Annotated in this window: 9 protein-coding genes, 1 tRNA gene and 3 pseudogenes; 8 read left to right on the plus strand and 5 right to left on the minus strand. The window is 64.5% G+C overall.

Annotated features, from left to right (window positions below):
• Positions 1-172: 172 nt before the first annotated feature.
• Positions 173-787, minus strand: coding sequence for a DUF4276 family protein (locus N5K27_RS27260; protein ID WP_279820666.1), 615 nt, complete (start codon positions 785-787; stop codon positions 173-175).
• Positions 787-2,034 (minus strand): AAA family ATPase, encoded by a 1,248-nt coding sequence (locus N5K27_RS27265; protein WP_279820668.1) that lies wholly within the window; start codon positions 2,032-2,034, stop codon positions 787-789. The genes N5K27_RS27260 and N5K27_RS27265 overlap by 1 nt, the downstream gene beginning before the upstream one ends.
• Before the next feature lie 617 nt (positions 2,035-2,651).
• On the opposite strand from N5K27_RS27265, the pseudogene N5K27_RS27270 reads away from it, so the two are divergent.
• Positions 2,652-4,259: pseudogene (locus tag N5K27_RS27270) on the plus strand (ShlB/FhaC/HecB family hemolysin secretion/activation protein).
• A gap of 9 nt (positions 4,260-4,268) precedes the next feature.
• Entirely contained in the window at positions 4,269-8,159 is a 3,891-nt protein-coding gene (locus N5K27_RS27275) for a filamentous hemagglutinin N-terminal domain-containing protein (protein WP_279820670.1), read from the plus strand.
• Between the two features lie 23 nt (positions 8,160-8,182).
• On the opposite strand, the gene N5K27_RS27280 is transcribed toward N5K27_RS27275, so the two are convergent.
• A complete protein-coding gene (locus N5K27_RS27280) occupies positions 8,183-9,616 on the minus strand; it encodes a PLP-dependent aminotransferase family protein (RefSeq protein WP_279820672.1) in 1,434 nt (477 codons plus the stop codon).
• A gap of 91 nt (positions 9,617-9,707) precedes the next feature.
• Here N5K27_RS27280 and N5K27_RS27285 point away from each other — a divergent pair, with 91 nt between their 5' ends.
• From N5K27_RS27285 to N5K27_RS27305, 5 genes are all read left to right on the plus strand, one after another.
• Entirely contained in the window at positions 9,708-10,139 is a 432-nt protein-coding gene (locus N5K27_RS27285; protein ID WP_279820674.1) for a GNAT family N-acetyltransferase, read from the plus strand.
• A 59-nt stretch (positions 10,140-10,198) separates the two neighbouring features.
• The gene (locus N5K27_RS27290; protein WP_087836938.1) at positions 10,199-10,630 is read left to right on the plus strand and encodes a carboxymuconolactone decarboxylase family protein; all 432 of its coding nucleotides are present in this window, start codon (positions 10,199-10,201) and stop codon (positions 10,628-10,630) included.
• An 18-nt stretch (positions 10,631-10,648) separates the two neighbouring features.
• Positions 10,649-11,245, plus strand: coding sequence for an NAD(P)H-dependent oxidoreductase (locus tag N5K27_RS27295; protein ID WP_087836939.1), 597 nt, complete (start codon positions 10,649-10,651; stop codon positions 11,243-11,245).
• 108 nt (positions 11,246-11,353) lie between these two features.
• Positions 11,354-11,429: transfer RNA gene (locus N5K27_RS27300), tRNA-Gly, on the plus strand.
• Positions 11,430-11,657: 228 nt separating this feature from the next.
• Entirely contained in the window at positions 11,658-13,580 is a 1,923-nt protein-coding gene (locus tag N5K27_RS27305) for an integrase arm-type DNA-binding domain-containing protein (protein WP_213155073.1), read from the plus strand.
• Positions 13,581-13,643: 63 nt separating this feature from the next.
• On the opposite strand, the gene N5K27_RS27310 is transcribed toward N5K27_RS27305, so the two are convergent.
• Both N5K27_RS27310 and N5K27_RS27315 read right to left on the minus strand, forming a co-directional pair.
• Positions 13,644-13,817 carry a hypothetical protein gene (locus tag N5K27_RS27310; protein WP_023087250.1) on the minus strand — a complete coding sequence of 58 codons (174 nt, stop codon included), beginning with the start codon at positions 13,815-13,817 and terminating at the stop codon, positions 13,644-13,646.
• Between the two features lie 49 nt (positions 13,818-13,866).
• A pseudogene (locus tag N5K27_RS27315) lies at positions 13,867-14,118 on the minus strand (cysteine hydrolase); the annotation flags it as partial.
• On the opposite strand from N5K27_RS27315, the pseudogene N5K27_RS27320 reads away from it, so the two are divergent.
• Positions 14,077-14,403: pseudogene (locus tag N5K27_RS27320) on the plus strand (integrase core domain-containing protein); the annotation flags it as partial. The pseudogenes N5K27_RS27315 and N5K27_RS27320 sit on opposite strands and share 42 nt — an antisense overlap.
• Between the last annotated feature and the right edge of the window lie 19 nt (positions 14,404-14,422).

The raw sequence follows: 14,422 nt of genomic DNA on the forward strand, positions 1-14,422 counted from the left end.
GCCGTCGGCATGGGGGGCTATCTGCGGCAGGCGGCGCCGCGTACCGTGCTGCTGTCGGCCACGGTGGATTTCTGATTGCGCTGTTCAGGGGGCAGTCCAACTGGCGCGGGGGGAGGCGTGCGAGATACTCTTCCCACTTCGGCATTCTTCTCTCCACATTTTGTCGATAACTTTACGCCATGGCTGCGGTAACGGCTTCAGTGAAAGCCTGGAAGCTACGTGAACGATTTTTCTCACAATCCATGTGTATGGCGACACTGCGTGCCAGTTCTACTTTGCGCAGTCCAGTACTGAAGTAGCCGGCTTTCTTGAGAACCCGTTCCATGGCTTCCCAGGTGCCCCCCGCAATTGCGTCGGGATCACGGAAGCCCGCCTTTTGAGAAACAGTGGCTGAAACACGTGGATAAGCCTTCTGTATCGCTTGCCAATCGCCAAAGAACCACGCCTCTAGTTCCTCGATGGCTATCCGGGTGATTACTTGGAAATTCTGCCCATTTCCCTCTGCCGTTTTGGTTCGCAAGCCGGATGTGGCGGCAATGTTCTCCAGTTCGGATTTCAGTGCGATACAGTCGTCGTCGTCTCTATCCAGCAGAATGAGAAGACGCCAGTTTTTGGGTAACCAGGCTGCATAGCCTTTCAAGCGGTTGGGGGCCTGCTTGAGTAGGTCGTTTTTGCATTGAAAGCGAATGATCTGGAACTCGATGTCGCCCAGTAGCTTTGGCAGCAGTTGCTCCAAGGCAACTTCCATCGAGTATTCTTCGACGAACACAACCAGTTTTTCCAGCATCAGTCACGCCCCTTTCTAACGGGGCGCGGCGCACCCTGATTCACTAGTGGATCGCCAAGGCCGAAATGACCTTCCATCCACAGGTATCCCAATGTAGCTCCCGCCTTCATGAACGCAGGAATACCCGGAATATCGCAGGCCCTGACCGCTTGTGTGAATCCTTGCTCATCCCGGTAAAGAACCCGAACTTCCTCGGCGCGCATGGCATTGAGCAGAAAAGGGGAGTGACTCGTGATAAGCAGTTGCGACCGCTCGGCAGCGGCCCTGCACTCTTCCGCCAACTCTGGCAACAAACGGGGATGTAGGAAGTTTTCCGGTTCCTCGATGCCAATGAAACGCGGCGGTTCGGGATCATAGAGTACAGTCAGGTAAGCCAGCATTTTCATGGTGCCATCCGACGCAAACTTGGATAGCACGGGCTGTTCAAAAGGTGCGTCCTTGATTTGTAGTAGCAAACGTCCGTCCGGCATCGGCTCGGCCTCCACTCGCTCTAGACGTGGAATGCGTTGACGCAATACGGCGAAGATCTGCTCCAGGCGGTCGGGGTATTGCTCTTTCAAATACTGAATCACGTTTGGCAGATTTTCCCCGCCCTTGCTCAAGCGCTCTTGTGGTCCTGCTTCTGGTTGATTGCGTGTCTGGTCTATGGACAGGTAGGACACATACCAATCGGTGATGAACTCGCGTAGCGCGGCTACGCGCGGGTGATCCGAGAACTGCCCTAGCGTGCTGACCGCGATCAGGTCCGGGGTTCGCAATTTCTGTGGTACGCGTTTGTCGTCTTCGTCAGGCATGTCTCCGCTGATAGCCGAGCCTTCACCACGTGCGAACTCGAGGAAGCGGAAGGGGCGTCCATGGCTTCCTCGCTTCCATTGCAAATACTCTTCGACAACCTCCGGCCCTTTCGCTCCTTCGTCAATTGCCAATCGGTAGGTAATGATGGGAGCTGTGCGGTGCTCGCGATACTTCAGTTCAAAAGCAATTGGACCTTCGGCTCCACGTGTTTTGAGTTCCTTGCCTCGACCGCGTCGATCCCAGGCATGCCGCAATCCGAACTGAAAACACTCGGATAAAAAATTGAAGACGTCGAAAATGGTCGATTTGCCGCTACCGTTTGGCCCGAGCAATACGGTCATGGGCGTCAGCTTATCCAATTCGACTTTGCGTAGTGCACGGTAGTTTTCCACTCGTAGGGATTCAATGCGCGGAATATCTTGCTTTCTCATCGATTTCGCCTGCTTGTTCATCACCGATCCTTGGATTTTTTCCAGCCCAAGCCGCTTTTCGAACCACGCCTGACCCTGTGTGCGACTGATGCCGCTACCGGCGAATGTTTCCGGGCATGGCAGCTCGCGCGGCGAGATTACGCTGCAGGTCGCGTTCTAGGAGGGCGGGGCAGGGGCGCTGTAGTCCGTTAGAAAGTCGTATAGTTTGCACCCTAGCCCGATGGCTGCCGATGTCGGGCAATCGGTCGAGGCTGGTGCCGCGGGAATAGCTCAAATGGTAGCGCAACCTTGCCAAGATTGAGATCGCAACTCGCCTCTCGCTCAAGTTCATGCTCTACAGACCGCCACCGACGTCTGTAAGTCATGGAAAAGGGAGTTATGGCGCTTTTTTCATCTCCAGCCACATATGCAGAAATTCCTCGGTTCGAACAGTGTAAATTGAAGGGATTTGAGATCATCTGCAAATAAGGGTTACCATCATCCGATGGCTATAACCCCCTGGGACACAATCCGTTGTTTCCGAGCCCGGCGGTGGTCACGCGTGGACCTCACGGAGCTTCCCGGAAGCAATGCACATCATCCCTCGCCATCTCATCATCGCCGCCGCGCTGCCGCTGGCGGCCTGCCTTGCCGCCGTCATGCCGGCCGCGTCCGTCCAAGCCCAGCAGGCGCCCGATGCGGGCCGGACCTTGCAAGAGCTGCGGCCACGCCTGCCGCAGCCGGGCACTCCTCCCGCATTCAGACTCGATGCGCCCGTGGTCCAGCCCACCGCGCCTGGCGGACCGCAGGTTGCCGTCAGCTCCATCATCATCGATGGCAATTCCGTAATCCCGTCCGCGCAACTCCAGGCGCTGGTGGCCGATGCGCCGGGCCGCCGCTACGATCTGGCCGGCCTGAAGGCCCTGGCGGATCGCATCACCGATCATTACCGTCGTGCCGGCTATCCGTTCGCCCGCGCCCTCGTTCCGGCCCAGGAACTGGAGGGCGGCGTCTTGCGCATCCAGGTGCTGGAAGGGCGTTATGGCCGGGTCGCGGCCTCGGGTGAACTGGCCGGCCAGGCCCAGCCGTGGCTGTCGGCCTTGCGGCCCGGCCAGGTCATCGGCGGCCGCGAACTCGAGCGCAGCATCTACCTGCTGTCCGACCTGCCCGGCGTCGCGGTCGATCCGGTCATGGGGCCGGGCTCGGCCGTGGGCGAAGGCGATCTCGACGTCGGCGTGGCCATGGCCCGGAAATGGGGCGGCCAGGCCAGTGTCGACAACTACGGCAACCGCTACACCGGCGCCGGGCGCGCCGGCCTGGGCCTGTGGGGCAACAGCCTGTTCACCTTCGGCGACCGCGCCACCCTGGACGCCTTGCTCACCACCGAAACCATGTGGCTGGGTGCGCTTGGCTACGAGGCCCCGCTGGGCACCAGCGGCTTGCGGGCAGAAGCGCGTTTCGCCCACACCCGCTACGAGCTGGGCAAGGAGTTCTCGTCGCTCAATGCCACCGGGAGAGCCGACATCGCCGCGGTGGGGCTGTCATATCCGCTGTGGCGGGCGGCCTGGGGCGGGGTGACCGCCGGACTGCTCTATTAGCACAAGACCCTCAGGGACGACATCGAGGCCGCCGACAGCCGTACCAAGGCCTCCAGCGACAGCTTGCCGTTCAGCCTGCGCTTCGACGCGCGCGACAGCCTGCTGGCCGGCCTGGGCGGGCTGACCTATGGGCAGTTGAGCTGGACGCCGGGCAAGCTGCACCTGGGGCCGACCCTGATGGCGGTGGACCAGGCAACGGCGCGCAGCAACGGCCATTTCCACAAGTTGAACCTGGACGTGGCGCGGCTGCAGCAATTGCCGGCGAACCTCAACCTGTACGCGCGTTTCATGGCGCAGTGGGCGAACAAGAACCTGCATTCGTCAGAAAGCTTCGGGCTGGGGGGGCAGGGCGGGGTGCGGGCGTATCCGCTCGGCGAAGGCTACGGCGATTCGGGCTGGCTGCTGCAGACCGAGCTGCGCTATCCGATCGGCAACGTCACGCCCTACGGTTTCTTCGACATAGGCCGGGTCAAGGTCAACCAGGATCCTTGGGCGCCGGGCGAGAACACCCGGACGTTGTCGGGCGCGGGCTTCGGCTTGCGGGCGACCGTGCAGAAGGCGTGGACGGTGGACGTGAGCCTGGCCTGGCGCACGCACGGGGGCAAGCCGCGATCCGATACGCGTGACGCGCGGCCGCTGGCATGGGCCAGCCTGGTTTATCGCTTTTGAGAGAGACCTATGAAACGCGCAAGCCTGAACCATACGTATCGCCTGGCATGGAGCGAGGCCAGGGGTGTCTGGGTGGCGGTACCGGAGATCCAGAAGTCGCACGGCAAGCGCGGCGGGCAGCGGTTGCGGCGGCTGGCCGAGGCAAGCCTGATGGCGGGATTCCTCGGGGGCGGCTTGCTGGCAGGGGCCGCGCCGTCGTGGGCGGCGGGCCCGCTACCCACGGGCGGGCAGGTCACCTCGGGGGCCGGCGTCATCCACCAAAGCGGCCCGGACATGACCATCACCCAGTCCAGCGCCAGGCTGGGGATGGACTGGACGAGCTTCTCCATCGGCAGCGGCAATTCGGTCCGGTTCGTGCAGCCGGACGCGAGCTCGGTGGCCGTCAACCGGGTCACGGGCAGCGACGTCAGTTCGATCCAGGGGGCGCTCAAGGCCAATGGGCAGGTCTTCCTGTCCAACCCCAATGGCATCGTGTTCAGCCCCACCGCCCAGGTGGACGTGGGCGGGTTGATCGCCACCACGCACGCCATCGCCGAGCAGGACGGCAAATACGTCCTGCAAGGCCGCAGCGGCGCCGGCGTCGTCAACGAGGGCACGATCCGCGCCGCTGACGGCGGCACGGTGGCGCTGGTGGCGGCGCGCGTGGCCAACCGGGGCCGCATCGAGGCCGGCAAGGGCAACGTGCTGCTGGGCGCGGGAGACAAGGTCACGCTGGACCTGGGCGGGCCGGTCAAGATCAAGGTGGACGAAGGGGCGATCGACGCGCTGATCGAGCAGGGAGGCGCGATCCGCGCGGACGGCGGGCGGGTGTACATGACGGCGGCCTCGGCCGGCGCGCTGACGTCCACGGTCATCAACCACACGGGCGTGACCGAAGCGCGCACCCTGTCCACGGGGGAAGACGGCCGGATCGTGCTGCTGGGCGGCATGGAAAAGGATCGCATCGAGGTGGCCGGCACGCTCGACGCCAGCGCATCGGCCGGGGGCGATGGCGGCTTCATCGAAACCAGCGCGGCGCGGGTGGGTATCGCCGACGATGCCCGCATCACGACCAAGGCGGCCAGCGGCCGGAACGGCACCTGGCTGATCGATCCGGTGGATTTCACCATCGCCGCCAGCGGCGGCGACATGACGGGAGTCGCGCTGGGCACCCAACTGGGCAACGGCAATGTCACGATCGAATCCAGTACCGGAGCCGCTGCCGGCACCGGCAACCTCAACGTCAACGACACGGTCGCGTGGAGCGCCAATACCCTGACGCTGACCGCTGCCAATAGCATCAACATCAACGCGACGATGACCGCCGGCGGCACCGCCGGCCTGGCGCTGAATCCGGCTACCGCCAATGGTTCCGATACGGCCGTCGCCGCGGGCACGATGAACGTCATGCCGGGCCTCGGCCGGGTGGATTTCACCGGCACCGGCAACAGCCTGAGCATCAAGGGCACGCCCTACACCATCGTCGCCAGCCTGTCCCAGTTGCAGGGCATCGGCGGCGGCCTGGACGGCCACTACGCGCTGGGCCGCGACATCGACGCCAGCGCCACGGCGGGCTGGAACCCGGACGGCAGCGGCGGTTTCTCCGGCTTCTCTCCTATTGGAACCAATGACGGCAGCCTCGGTTTCAGTGGCGTTTTCGATGGGCTGGGCCACACGATCGACGGACTGACCATCAATCGTCCCGCTACCGACAACGTGGGTTTGTTCGGCTACATCATCAGGGACAGCATCGTCCGCAACGTGGGCCTGAGGGGCGGCTCGACGTATGGTCGCAACAATACGGGCGCCCTGGTGGGGTACTCCAGTGGCGGCCTGGTATCCCATGCCTATTCCACCGGCAACGTACGCGGCGTGGACAACGTCGGCGGGCTGATCGGTTACCTCTTTTACAGCGCCGATCATCTGTATGCCACCGGCGACGTCGAAGGCAGCGGCAATGTCGGCGGATTGATCGGGGCTGGCGCGAATTCGGCCCTTCGGTACGCCTATGCGAGCGGCAACGTCCGGGGCGGCAATGCCGGCGGACTGGTTGGGGCCTTCGAATCGTTCTCGTCGTGGTACAGCTACGCGACCGGCGACGTCACCGGGGCGTCCGCCGCGGGCGGGTTGGTGGGCAGCTATCAGCACGGCACCATATGGTATTCGTACGCCACCGGCAAGGTGACAGGCGGGGTCACCGGCGGCCTGAGCGGAGACACCAACTACCTGACCGTCATCGGCGGTTATTGGGACATGGACACCACCGGCCAGGCGCAGGGTTGCGGCGGAGCCGGTTGCTCCGGCTCCTCGGTCGGTACCGGACCCGTCGGCCTGCGCACGGCGGATGCCTTCAGCCAGGCCAGCTACGGGACCTTCCGCTTCGGCAACGACTGGTACATGGCGGAGGGCTCGACCCGTCCCTTCCTGATGTTCGAATACGCCACCACCATCGGCAACGCCCACCAGTTGCAGTTGGTGGACCTGGATTTGTCGGCCCGTTACACGCTGGCCGGCGACATCGATATGTCCGTGGCCGACGGCTCGCGCGCATCGGGCATGTGGAGCAGCCAGGGGTTCAATCCGATCGGCGCCCATGGCGGCGAAGGCCCCGCCGCGGCCTTCACCGGCACTTTCGACGGGCGGGGCTACGTCATCAGCGGCCTGCGGATCGATCGGACGGCCGACTACGTCGGCCTGTTCGGCCATCTGGGCAGCGGCAGCGCCGTGCGCAACCTGGGCCTGGCCGATGCCATCGTGGCGGGCGGCCGCCATACCGGCGCCTTGGCAGGCGTCAATCAGGGCGCCATCGCCAACGTCTATGCGACCGGGGCGGTGGCGGGCGGCGACGATACGGGCGGGCTGGTCGGCCATAACTTGAACGGCACGATCGCCAACGCCTATACGGCAAGCACCGTGACGGGCGGCGACAACACCGGCGGCCTGGTGGGCCGCAACTCGAACGGAGCGATCGCCGAGACCTATGCGACGGGCCAGGTAACGGGCACCGGCGCCCGCGGCGGTTTGGTGGGCATGAACGACGGCACGATCGTCCGCAGCTTCTACGCCACCACCGATGCCGGCGGCAACCCGATCAACAACGGACCGGGAGGGGGCAATCCCGAGGGCGCGACAGGCAAGCGGCTGGACGAGCTGCGGCAGCTCTCCACGTTCACCGAGACCGGCTGGAATATTTCCGACCGGGGCGGCGAGGACACGGCCTGGCGCATTTACGAGGGCAGCACCACGCCTTTGTTGCGAGCCTTCCTGACGTCGATCACGGTGACCGCGGCCGATGGCGGCAGCAAGGTCTACGATGGCAATACATCGGCCAGCTGGTCCTATACCCAGTCGATCGACTCGGCGGTCCTGGATGGCACGGCCGTCTATGCGCTGGACGGCAAGAACGCGGGCAACCGCACGTTGGGCGTGTCCGGCCTGTATTCCGGCCAGCAGGGCTATGACATAAGTTTCGTGGGGGGCGATTACACGATAACGCCCAAGGCGCTGGCCGTTGCGGGCGTGGCGGCCGACGACAAGACCTACGACGGCACCACCACGGCCACGTGGACGGGCGCAACCTTGTCGGGGGTGGTGGCGGGCGACGACGTGGCGCTGGACGGGCGTGGAGTGACGGCCTCGTTCGCCGATGCCGAGCCGGGCGCCGGCAAGCCGGTGACGCTGCAGGGCAGCTTCGGACTGGGCGGCGCGGATGCCTCGAATTACACGCTGATTCAGCCAACGCCACGGCTGTCGGCCGATATCCGGCCCGCGTCGCCGCGGCCGACCGAGCTGGATCCGAAAGCCGCCGCGGCGGTCACCAGCGCGCAAAGGTCGTGGCCGGACGTGCAAGCCAACGTCGAGCAGGGTAGGGAGTTCGGAGAGGTGGTGACGATAAGAGGCAGCGGCATCCGGTTGCCGTAGGACGCGGGCAACCCTTGGCGGCCCTAGGTGCGGCCCGGGTTCTCGAGTATCGCCGCCAGCCGCCCGACCGCCGCCGCGGCCTCCCCGGCCGTGGCGAAATTGGCGAACCCCATCAACAAGCCCCCTTGCGGGGACTTGCGCATCCGCCAATCGTTCAGCGCCTGGACGGCAAGCCCCTCGTCCTGGGCGGCCATGGCCAGCTTCCTGTCGCTTTGCCGGGGGAGCAGATGAGCCAGTATATGGATGCCGCCCGCCTGCTGCTGGACGTGCAGGCGGCCTCCCGCCAGCTCCGCCAGCGCATCGGCCAGATAGCCGCGCCTGGCCGCGTACAGGGGGCGCATCTTGCGCAGGTGCCGGGCGAAGTGGCCCTGTTCCATGAAATCGGCCACCATGGCCTGGGGCAGGACCGAACCCGGGTCGGGCAGGTGGTCCACCATGTCCCTGAACTTGTCTGCCTGGGACGCGGGCACGACCAGATAGGCCAGCCGCAGTCCGGGGAACAGCACTTTGCTGAAGGTGCCGGTATAAAGCACCCGCCCGTTGCGGTCCAGGCTCTTGAGCGCCGGCAGGGGCCGGCCGTGGTAGCGGAATTCGCTGTCGTAGTCGTCCTCGATGATCCACGCGCGACGGCGATGGGCCCATTCGAGCAGTTCCAGCCGGCGGGGCAGCGAAAGCGCCACGCCGGTCGGGCTTTGGTGGGTGGGCGTCACTACCGCGAACCGCGCATCGGCGGCGCGTTGCAGGCCGATGCGCACGTCCAGTCCTTCTTCGTCGACGGGCACCGGCGCCAGCCGCATGCCCGCGCGTTCCAGGAATTGCCGGGCGAAGATATATCCGGGGTCCTCGTACCAGCCCAGGTCTCCCGCCTGCAGCAGGGTGCGACGCACCAGTTCCAGCGCGCCCCGGTAGCCCGCCGTCACGAATACCTGCTCGGGCGCACAGGCGATGCCGCGCGAAATGCCCAGATAAGTGGCAATGGCGCGGCGTAGCGGGTCGTAGCCTGCCGGGTCGGGATGGGTCATCGCCACGGTTTCCAGGGTGCGCACGGTGCGCCCGGCCAGGCGCGTCCAGGTCTTGCGGGGAAACGCATCCAGCGCAGGCACGCCGAGTTGGAACGGCAGCATGCGATGGTCCAGGGCGCGCGGACGGGGGGAGGGAGCGTGTGACGGCGCCGACGCCTTGGCCCGGCCCGGATCGACCAGGTTTCCCAGCCGCGGGGAGACGACCGTGCCGGCGGCGCCGCGCGCCACGAAATAGCCTTCGCCGACCAGCATCTGGTAGGCCACTTCGACCGTGCCGCGCGCCAGGCCCAGCTCGCTGGCGAGGCTGCGCACCGACGGTACCCGGTCCCCTGGTTGCAGCCTGCCGCTTGCTATCGCCTCCTGGTAGCGCCGGTACAACTGGAGGTAGATCGGCGCACCCTGTTCCCGGCTCGGCTTGAGGTGCAGCAGGTCCATGTTCGATGTCCCACTCATTTATTCAATTCTTGCACCTATTCCATAGGACATGATTCTCCTAAATTGGTGGCTGTACGACAAGGACATCCCCATGAGCACGTTTCGATTGAGCCTCCTGGAAAGCGACCAGGACTACCAGGCCGGTTTTCCCGTCATGCGCGAACTGCGTCCGCACCTGGCCGATGCCGCCGCCTTCGCCGCGCAGGCGCGGCGCCAGGGCGAGCAGGGATATCGCCTGCTAGCCGCGTGGCAGGGCGGCGAGGTCAAGGGGCTGGCGGGCTATCGCATGCAGGAGAACCTGATCTATGGCCGTTTCCTCTATGTCGACGACCTGGTGGTGACGGCGGATGCCCGGCGCCACGGCGTGGGAGGCCAATTGATCGAGGCCGTGCGCGACGAAGCGCGGCGACAGGCGTGCGCGCATTTCGTGCTCGACACGGGGCTGGGCAACGCGCTGGGGCAGCGGTTCTATTTCCGCAATGGGCTCCTGTCCAAGGGCATGCACTTCTGCCAGCCGCTATAGGTCGCGCCAGGGCGGACGCCGCGCCGTCCTTCTTCCTTTTTCCCTATTGGAGATCTTCCATGAGCACTCTTCGCCTGTCCTATTGGACGCTTTCTCCCGAAGCCTACCAGGGGCTGATTGCCACCAAGAAGGCGCTGGAGAAAAGCAGCCTCGGCAAACCGTTGATCGACCTGGTCTGGCTGCGCATGTCCCAGATCAACGGCTGCGCCTTCTGCCTGGAAATGCACGCGAAAGCACTGCGCGCCGGCGGCATGCCCGAGGCCAGGCTGGATGCCCTGGCCGGCTGGCGCGTGAGCGGCCATTTCACCGAGCGCGAACGCGCGGTGCTGGCCTGGACGGAGTCGCTCACGCACGTGGACCGGACACATGCCCCGGACGAAGACTACGAGCCGCTCAAGCAGCACTTCAGCGACGCCGAGATCGCCGACCTTTGCTTTGCCATCGCCCTGATGAGCGCATTCAACCGGTTGGCGATCGGCATGCGGCAATAGAGGGCGGCAGGGCGGACCATGAAAAAAATACTGCATGTCGATTGCAGCCCGAGATCCGCGTCGCACAGCCGCCGGCTCTCGGCCGCCATCGTCGCTCGCATGCGCGCCAAGCATCCCGATGCGATCGTGGTGCGCCGCGATCTGGGCATGGAGCCACTGCCGCACGCCGAGCCCGGCTACGCGACCGCGCTGTCGTCCCCCGGGGCCATGGCGGCGGGGCTGGCGAATGGCGCGATGCGCCTGTCGGAGCAACTGATCCAGGAAGTGGAGGCGGCCGACATCCTGGTCATCGGCACGCCGATGAACAACTTCACGGTGCCATCGGTGCTCAAGGCGTGGATCGACCAGATCCTGCGCATCGGCCGTACGTTTTCGTCCTCGCGCACGGGAAAGGCGGGCCTGTTGCGAGACCGGCCCGTATTCATCGGCATTGCCTCCGGGGGCGTGTTCACGGGCGAGGGCGCCAACCAGCCGGATTTCCTTACTCCCTACCTGCGGGCCGCGCTCGGTTGCATAGGCTTGACCTCTCTGCATTTCCTGCCGCTGCAGGCGACGGCATTCCTTGACGACGAACGGCTCGCGGCAGCCAGGGAGACGCTGCTGGCGGCGATCTGAAGGGGGGGGGCGCCGACGCCGTGTGACAACGAAGAAAAAAAATAGTGTATAGTCTCGCTTCTTCGCTATGCGCGCCGGTTTTTGGGCGGTGCGAACGGCGGCGAAAATGCGGGAATAGCTCAGTTGGTAGAGCGCAACCTTGCCAAGGTTGAGGTCGCGAGTTCGAGACTCGTTTCCCGCTCCAATTTATGATCTGCAGACTTCCATTGATGTCTGTAAGTCATTGAAAAGAGGAGCTTCGGCTCCTTTTTTCATTCCAGCAAAAGCCACGGAAATCCACCGACAGCCAGCGTTTTTGAGGCCAAAAACAAGGCCAAAGAATGCGGGTGGTGCCGGTTCCGGGTTGTTGCTGGGGTTGGATCGGGATGACCAGCAGCATCGAGCCTAAGTCTCACGACTTAGGAGCTTGATGATGGCACTCTCTGATCTGACCGTGCGGCAAGCCAAGGCTGCCGAAAAAACCCACAGCATCCCCGATACCGATGGCCTCGGCTTGGTGGTTGCCCCCACTGGCGGCAAGTTCTGGCACTTGCGCTACTACTGGCTCGGTAAGCAAAAGCGCATCTCCCTCGGGAACTACCCCGAGATCGGACTGCGCGAAGCGCGCGCCTTGCGCGATGAAGCCCGCGCGCTCCTGGCCAAGGGCATCAACCCCCATACAGATCGCAAACAGAAGCGACACGCGGTCAAGCTGGCGGCCGACTACACCTTCAAGGCCGTCTTCGATGCGTGGGTCGAGCATCGCCGCAAGGAAATCAAGGAAGGCAGGAACAGCACGCTGTCGCAGATCCTGCGGATCTTCAACAAGGACGTGCTGCCCAGCCTCAAGCAGATGTCGATCTACGACATTCGCCGGCCCCAGCTCCTGGGCGTCCTGGCGAGGATCGAGGAGCGCAAGGCGTTCACCACTGCTGAAAAGGTCCGCACCTGGCTGGGGCAGTTGTTCCGCTATGCCCTTGTCATCGTGGAGGGGCTGGAAGCCAATCCGGCCTCCGACCTGGACGTGGTGGCCGAGCCCAAGCCCCCTGTGAACCACAACCCCTACCTGCATCTCCCGGCGCTTCCCGAATTCCTGCAGAAGCTCAGGCTCTACAACCCTCGTGGTTGGCAGACTCAGCTCGGCATCCGGCTACTGTTCCTGACCGGCGTGCGCACCGGCGAACTGCGGCTGGCGACCCCGGACCAGTTCGACCTCGACCGTGGCCTGTGGATCATCCCGCCGCAGATCGTCAAGCAACTCCAGGACGAGATGCGCAAGGCCGGTAAGCGCCCGCAGGACGTGCCGCCCTACATCGTGCCGCTCTCCGTCCAGGCCATCGAGATCGTGCGCTACCTGTTGGGTGTGATGAGGCCGGCCCAGATCCATCTGCTCACGCACCGCAGCGAACTCAAGAAGCGCATCAGCGAGAACACCCTCAACGCAGCCTTGAAGCGGATGGGCTACGAGGATCAACTGACCGGGCACGGCATCCGCGGAACCATCTCGACGGCGCTAAACGAGATCGGCTATCCCAAGATTTGGGTGGACGCGCAGCTTTCGCACTCGGACCCGAACAAGGTGAGTTCGGCCTACAACCACGCCAAGTACGTCGAGCCGCGCCGCCGGATGATGCAGGACTGGGCAGATCGCCTCGACTTGCTCGAACAGGGCCAGGTCGAAGCGGCCAGTGCCCACCTCACCATCCATATCGAGGGCGTGCCGGCCATCGCAGGGGAGGACAACCCCGACGACATCGCTGCAGCCTCTTCTGCGACTCCCGTTCCGCCCGTGGTGGCCTCCCCCATTGTCGTGACGCCAAACGACGCGGGAATCACCTTCCAGCGGCTGTCGCAGGTGCCACCGCCTCCGACGCATGCGCCGGAACCCGAGGTGTCCGCCATCCAGCGCGAGCGTGAGGAAATGCTGGCCATCTACGAATCGCCGAGCAGTCTGCCGGTGCCCTTGTTCGGCAAGCTGGCCGGAAAGTCCAAGGACCAGGTCAACCGCGAGTTGAAGGCCGGCAAGCTGCTCTCCATCAGCCTGGGCAACCGGGGGCAGCGAGTTCCCGATTGGCAACTGGTGCCGCTCAAGCACAAGCTGGCCCAGGTGCTCATGAACCAATGCCCGCAGGCGGATTCCTGGGACCTGTATCGCATGCTGACGCAGCCGCACCCTGACTTGGGGGGGCGCCCTGCCGTCGACATCGTGACGCCGGGGAATCTGGGCCTGGTCGTCCGCATCATCGCGGGTACCCGCCAACAGACGGCTGGCCTGCCGCCGAAGCCTATCCGCGAGGACGTGCAGCAGAGCGTTCGGCGACTGGTAGACAGCGCCGCGGTGCTTGAGACGGCGTAATACGAAGTGCGGCAGCACAATGGCCAGCGGCAGGTGCCTGTCTATGGCCTGCTGCATTTCGCCTTATTTCAACGACGCGCCCAAGCGCACCACGACCGCGTAGAGGTCGGCAATCGTCGCCAGTGCGGCCTCGTGCAGCATCTCGGCTGGCACATACACAGCGTCGGTGCGGATCGGCCGCGTCGCGCAAGCGTCCGCCACGACGGTCGGCTGATTGCCACGCAGGAAAAGCGCCATCGGCGGTGAAGGTCACGCACATGTGGGTCATGAACCAGATGACGATGACCTGCTTGTCGCCAACCACGTCCAGGCGCTTGCCCAGGTCGGTGTTGAAGATGGCATTGGGCGCCGTCTTGACTACGACGGGTTTGTCGGCTAGCGATGCAACGGCGGGATGGATCTGCCCGGTCTCGGCGGCGAGGTCGTAAGGCGAGCCCCGGCCCCCATCATGGACGACATGGATGACCTTTGCGCCCGCAGCGCGAGCCCGCGCCAGGAGCTCCTGACGGACAACGGCGGTGCGTACATCGCCGGTCACACGCGCGCGATTGCTCGGCCCCTTGGCCTCAAGCCAGTGACCACGCCGTCGTGCAGCGCGCAAAGCAACGGCATGGCCGAGAGCTTCATCAACACCTTCAAGTGCGACTACGTCAGCCGCATAAACTTAGCGGACGCCACAACGGTCATGGCGCAGTTGCACTTGGCCTTCGAGCACTTCAACAATGTGCATTCGCCTTCGAGCCTGAGAATGCGGTCACCCAGAGAATTCAGGCAACATCAACAGCGAATCGCCCAGACCGGGAGCGCGTCAGCCAGCGTATAGACCGTGTCCGGTTATGCGG

The sequence above is a fragment of the Pigmentiphaga sp. GD03639 genome (assembly GCF_029845405.1).
Taxonomy (GTDB): Bacteria; Pseudomonadota; Gammaproteobacteria; order Burkholderiales; family Burkholderiaceae_B; genus Pigmentiphaga; species Pigmentiphaga daeguensis.

Excerpts from the sequence above, each read along its gene's own strand:
- N5K27_RS27275 (WP_279820670.1), top strand. The coding sequence starts at position 4,269 with ATGAAACGCGCAAGCCTGAACCATACGTATCGCCTGGCATGGAGCGAG.
- N5K27_RS27265 (WP_279820668.1), bottom strand. The coding sequence starts at position 2,034 with ATGAACAAGCAGGCGAAATCGATGAGAAAGCAAGATATTCCGCGCATT.
- N5K27_RS27285 (WP_279820674.1), top strand. The coding sequence starts at position 9,708 with ATGAGCACGTTTCGATTGAGCCTCCTGGAAAGCGACCAGGACTACCAG.
- N5K27_RS27295 (WP_087836939.1), top strand. The coding sequence starts at position 10,649 with ATGAAAAAAATACTGCATGTCGATTGCAGCCCGAGATCCGCGTCGCAC.
- N5K27_RS27310 (WP_023087250.1), bottom strand. The coding sequence starts at position 13,817 with ATGGCGCTTTTCCTGCGTGGCAATCAGCCGACCGTCGTGGCGGACGCT.
- N5K27_RS27280 (WP_279820672.1), bottom strand. The coding sequence starts at position 9,616 with ATGGACCTGCTGCACCTCAAGCCGAGCCGGGAACAGGGTGCGCCGATC.
- N5K27_RS27260 (WP_279820666.1), bottom strand. The coding sequence starts at position 787 with ATGCTGGAAAAACTGGTTGTGTTCGTCGAAGAATACTCGATGGAAGTT.
- N5K27_RS27290 (WP_087836938.1), top strand. The coding sequence starts at position 10,199 with ATGAGCACTCTTCGCCTGTCCTATTGGACGCTTTCTCCCGAAGCCTAC.
- N5K27_RS27305 (WP_213155073.1), top strand. The coding sequence starts at position 11,658 with ATGGCACTCTCTGATCTGACCGTGCGGCAAGCCAAGGCTGCCGAAAAA.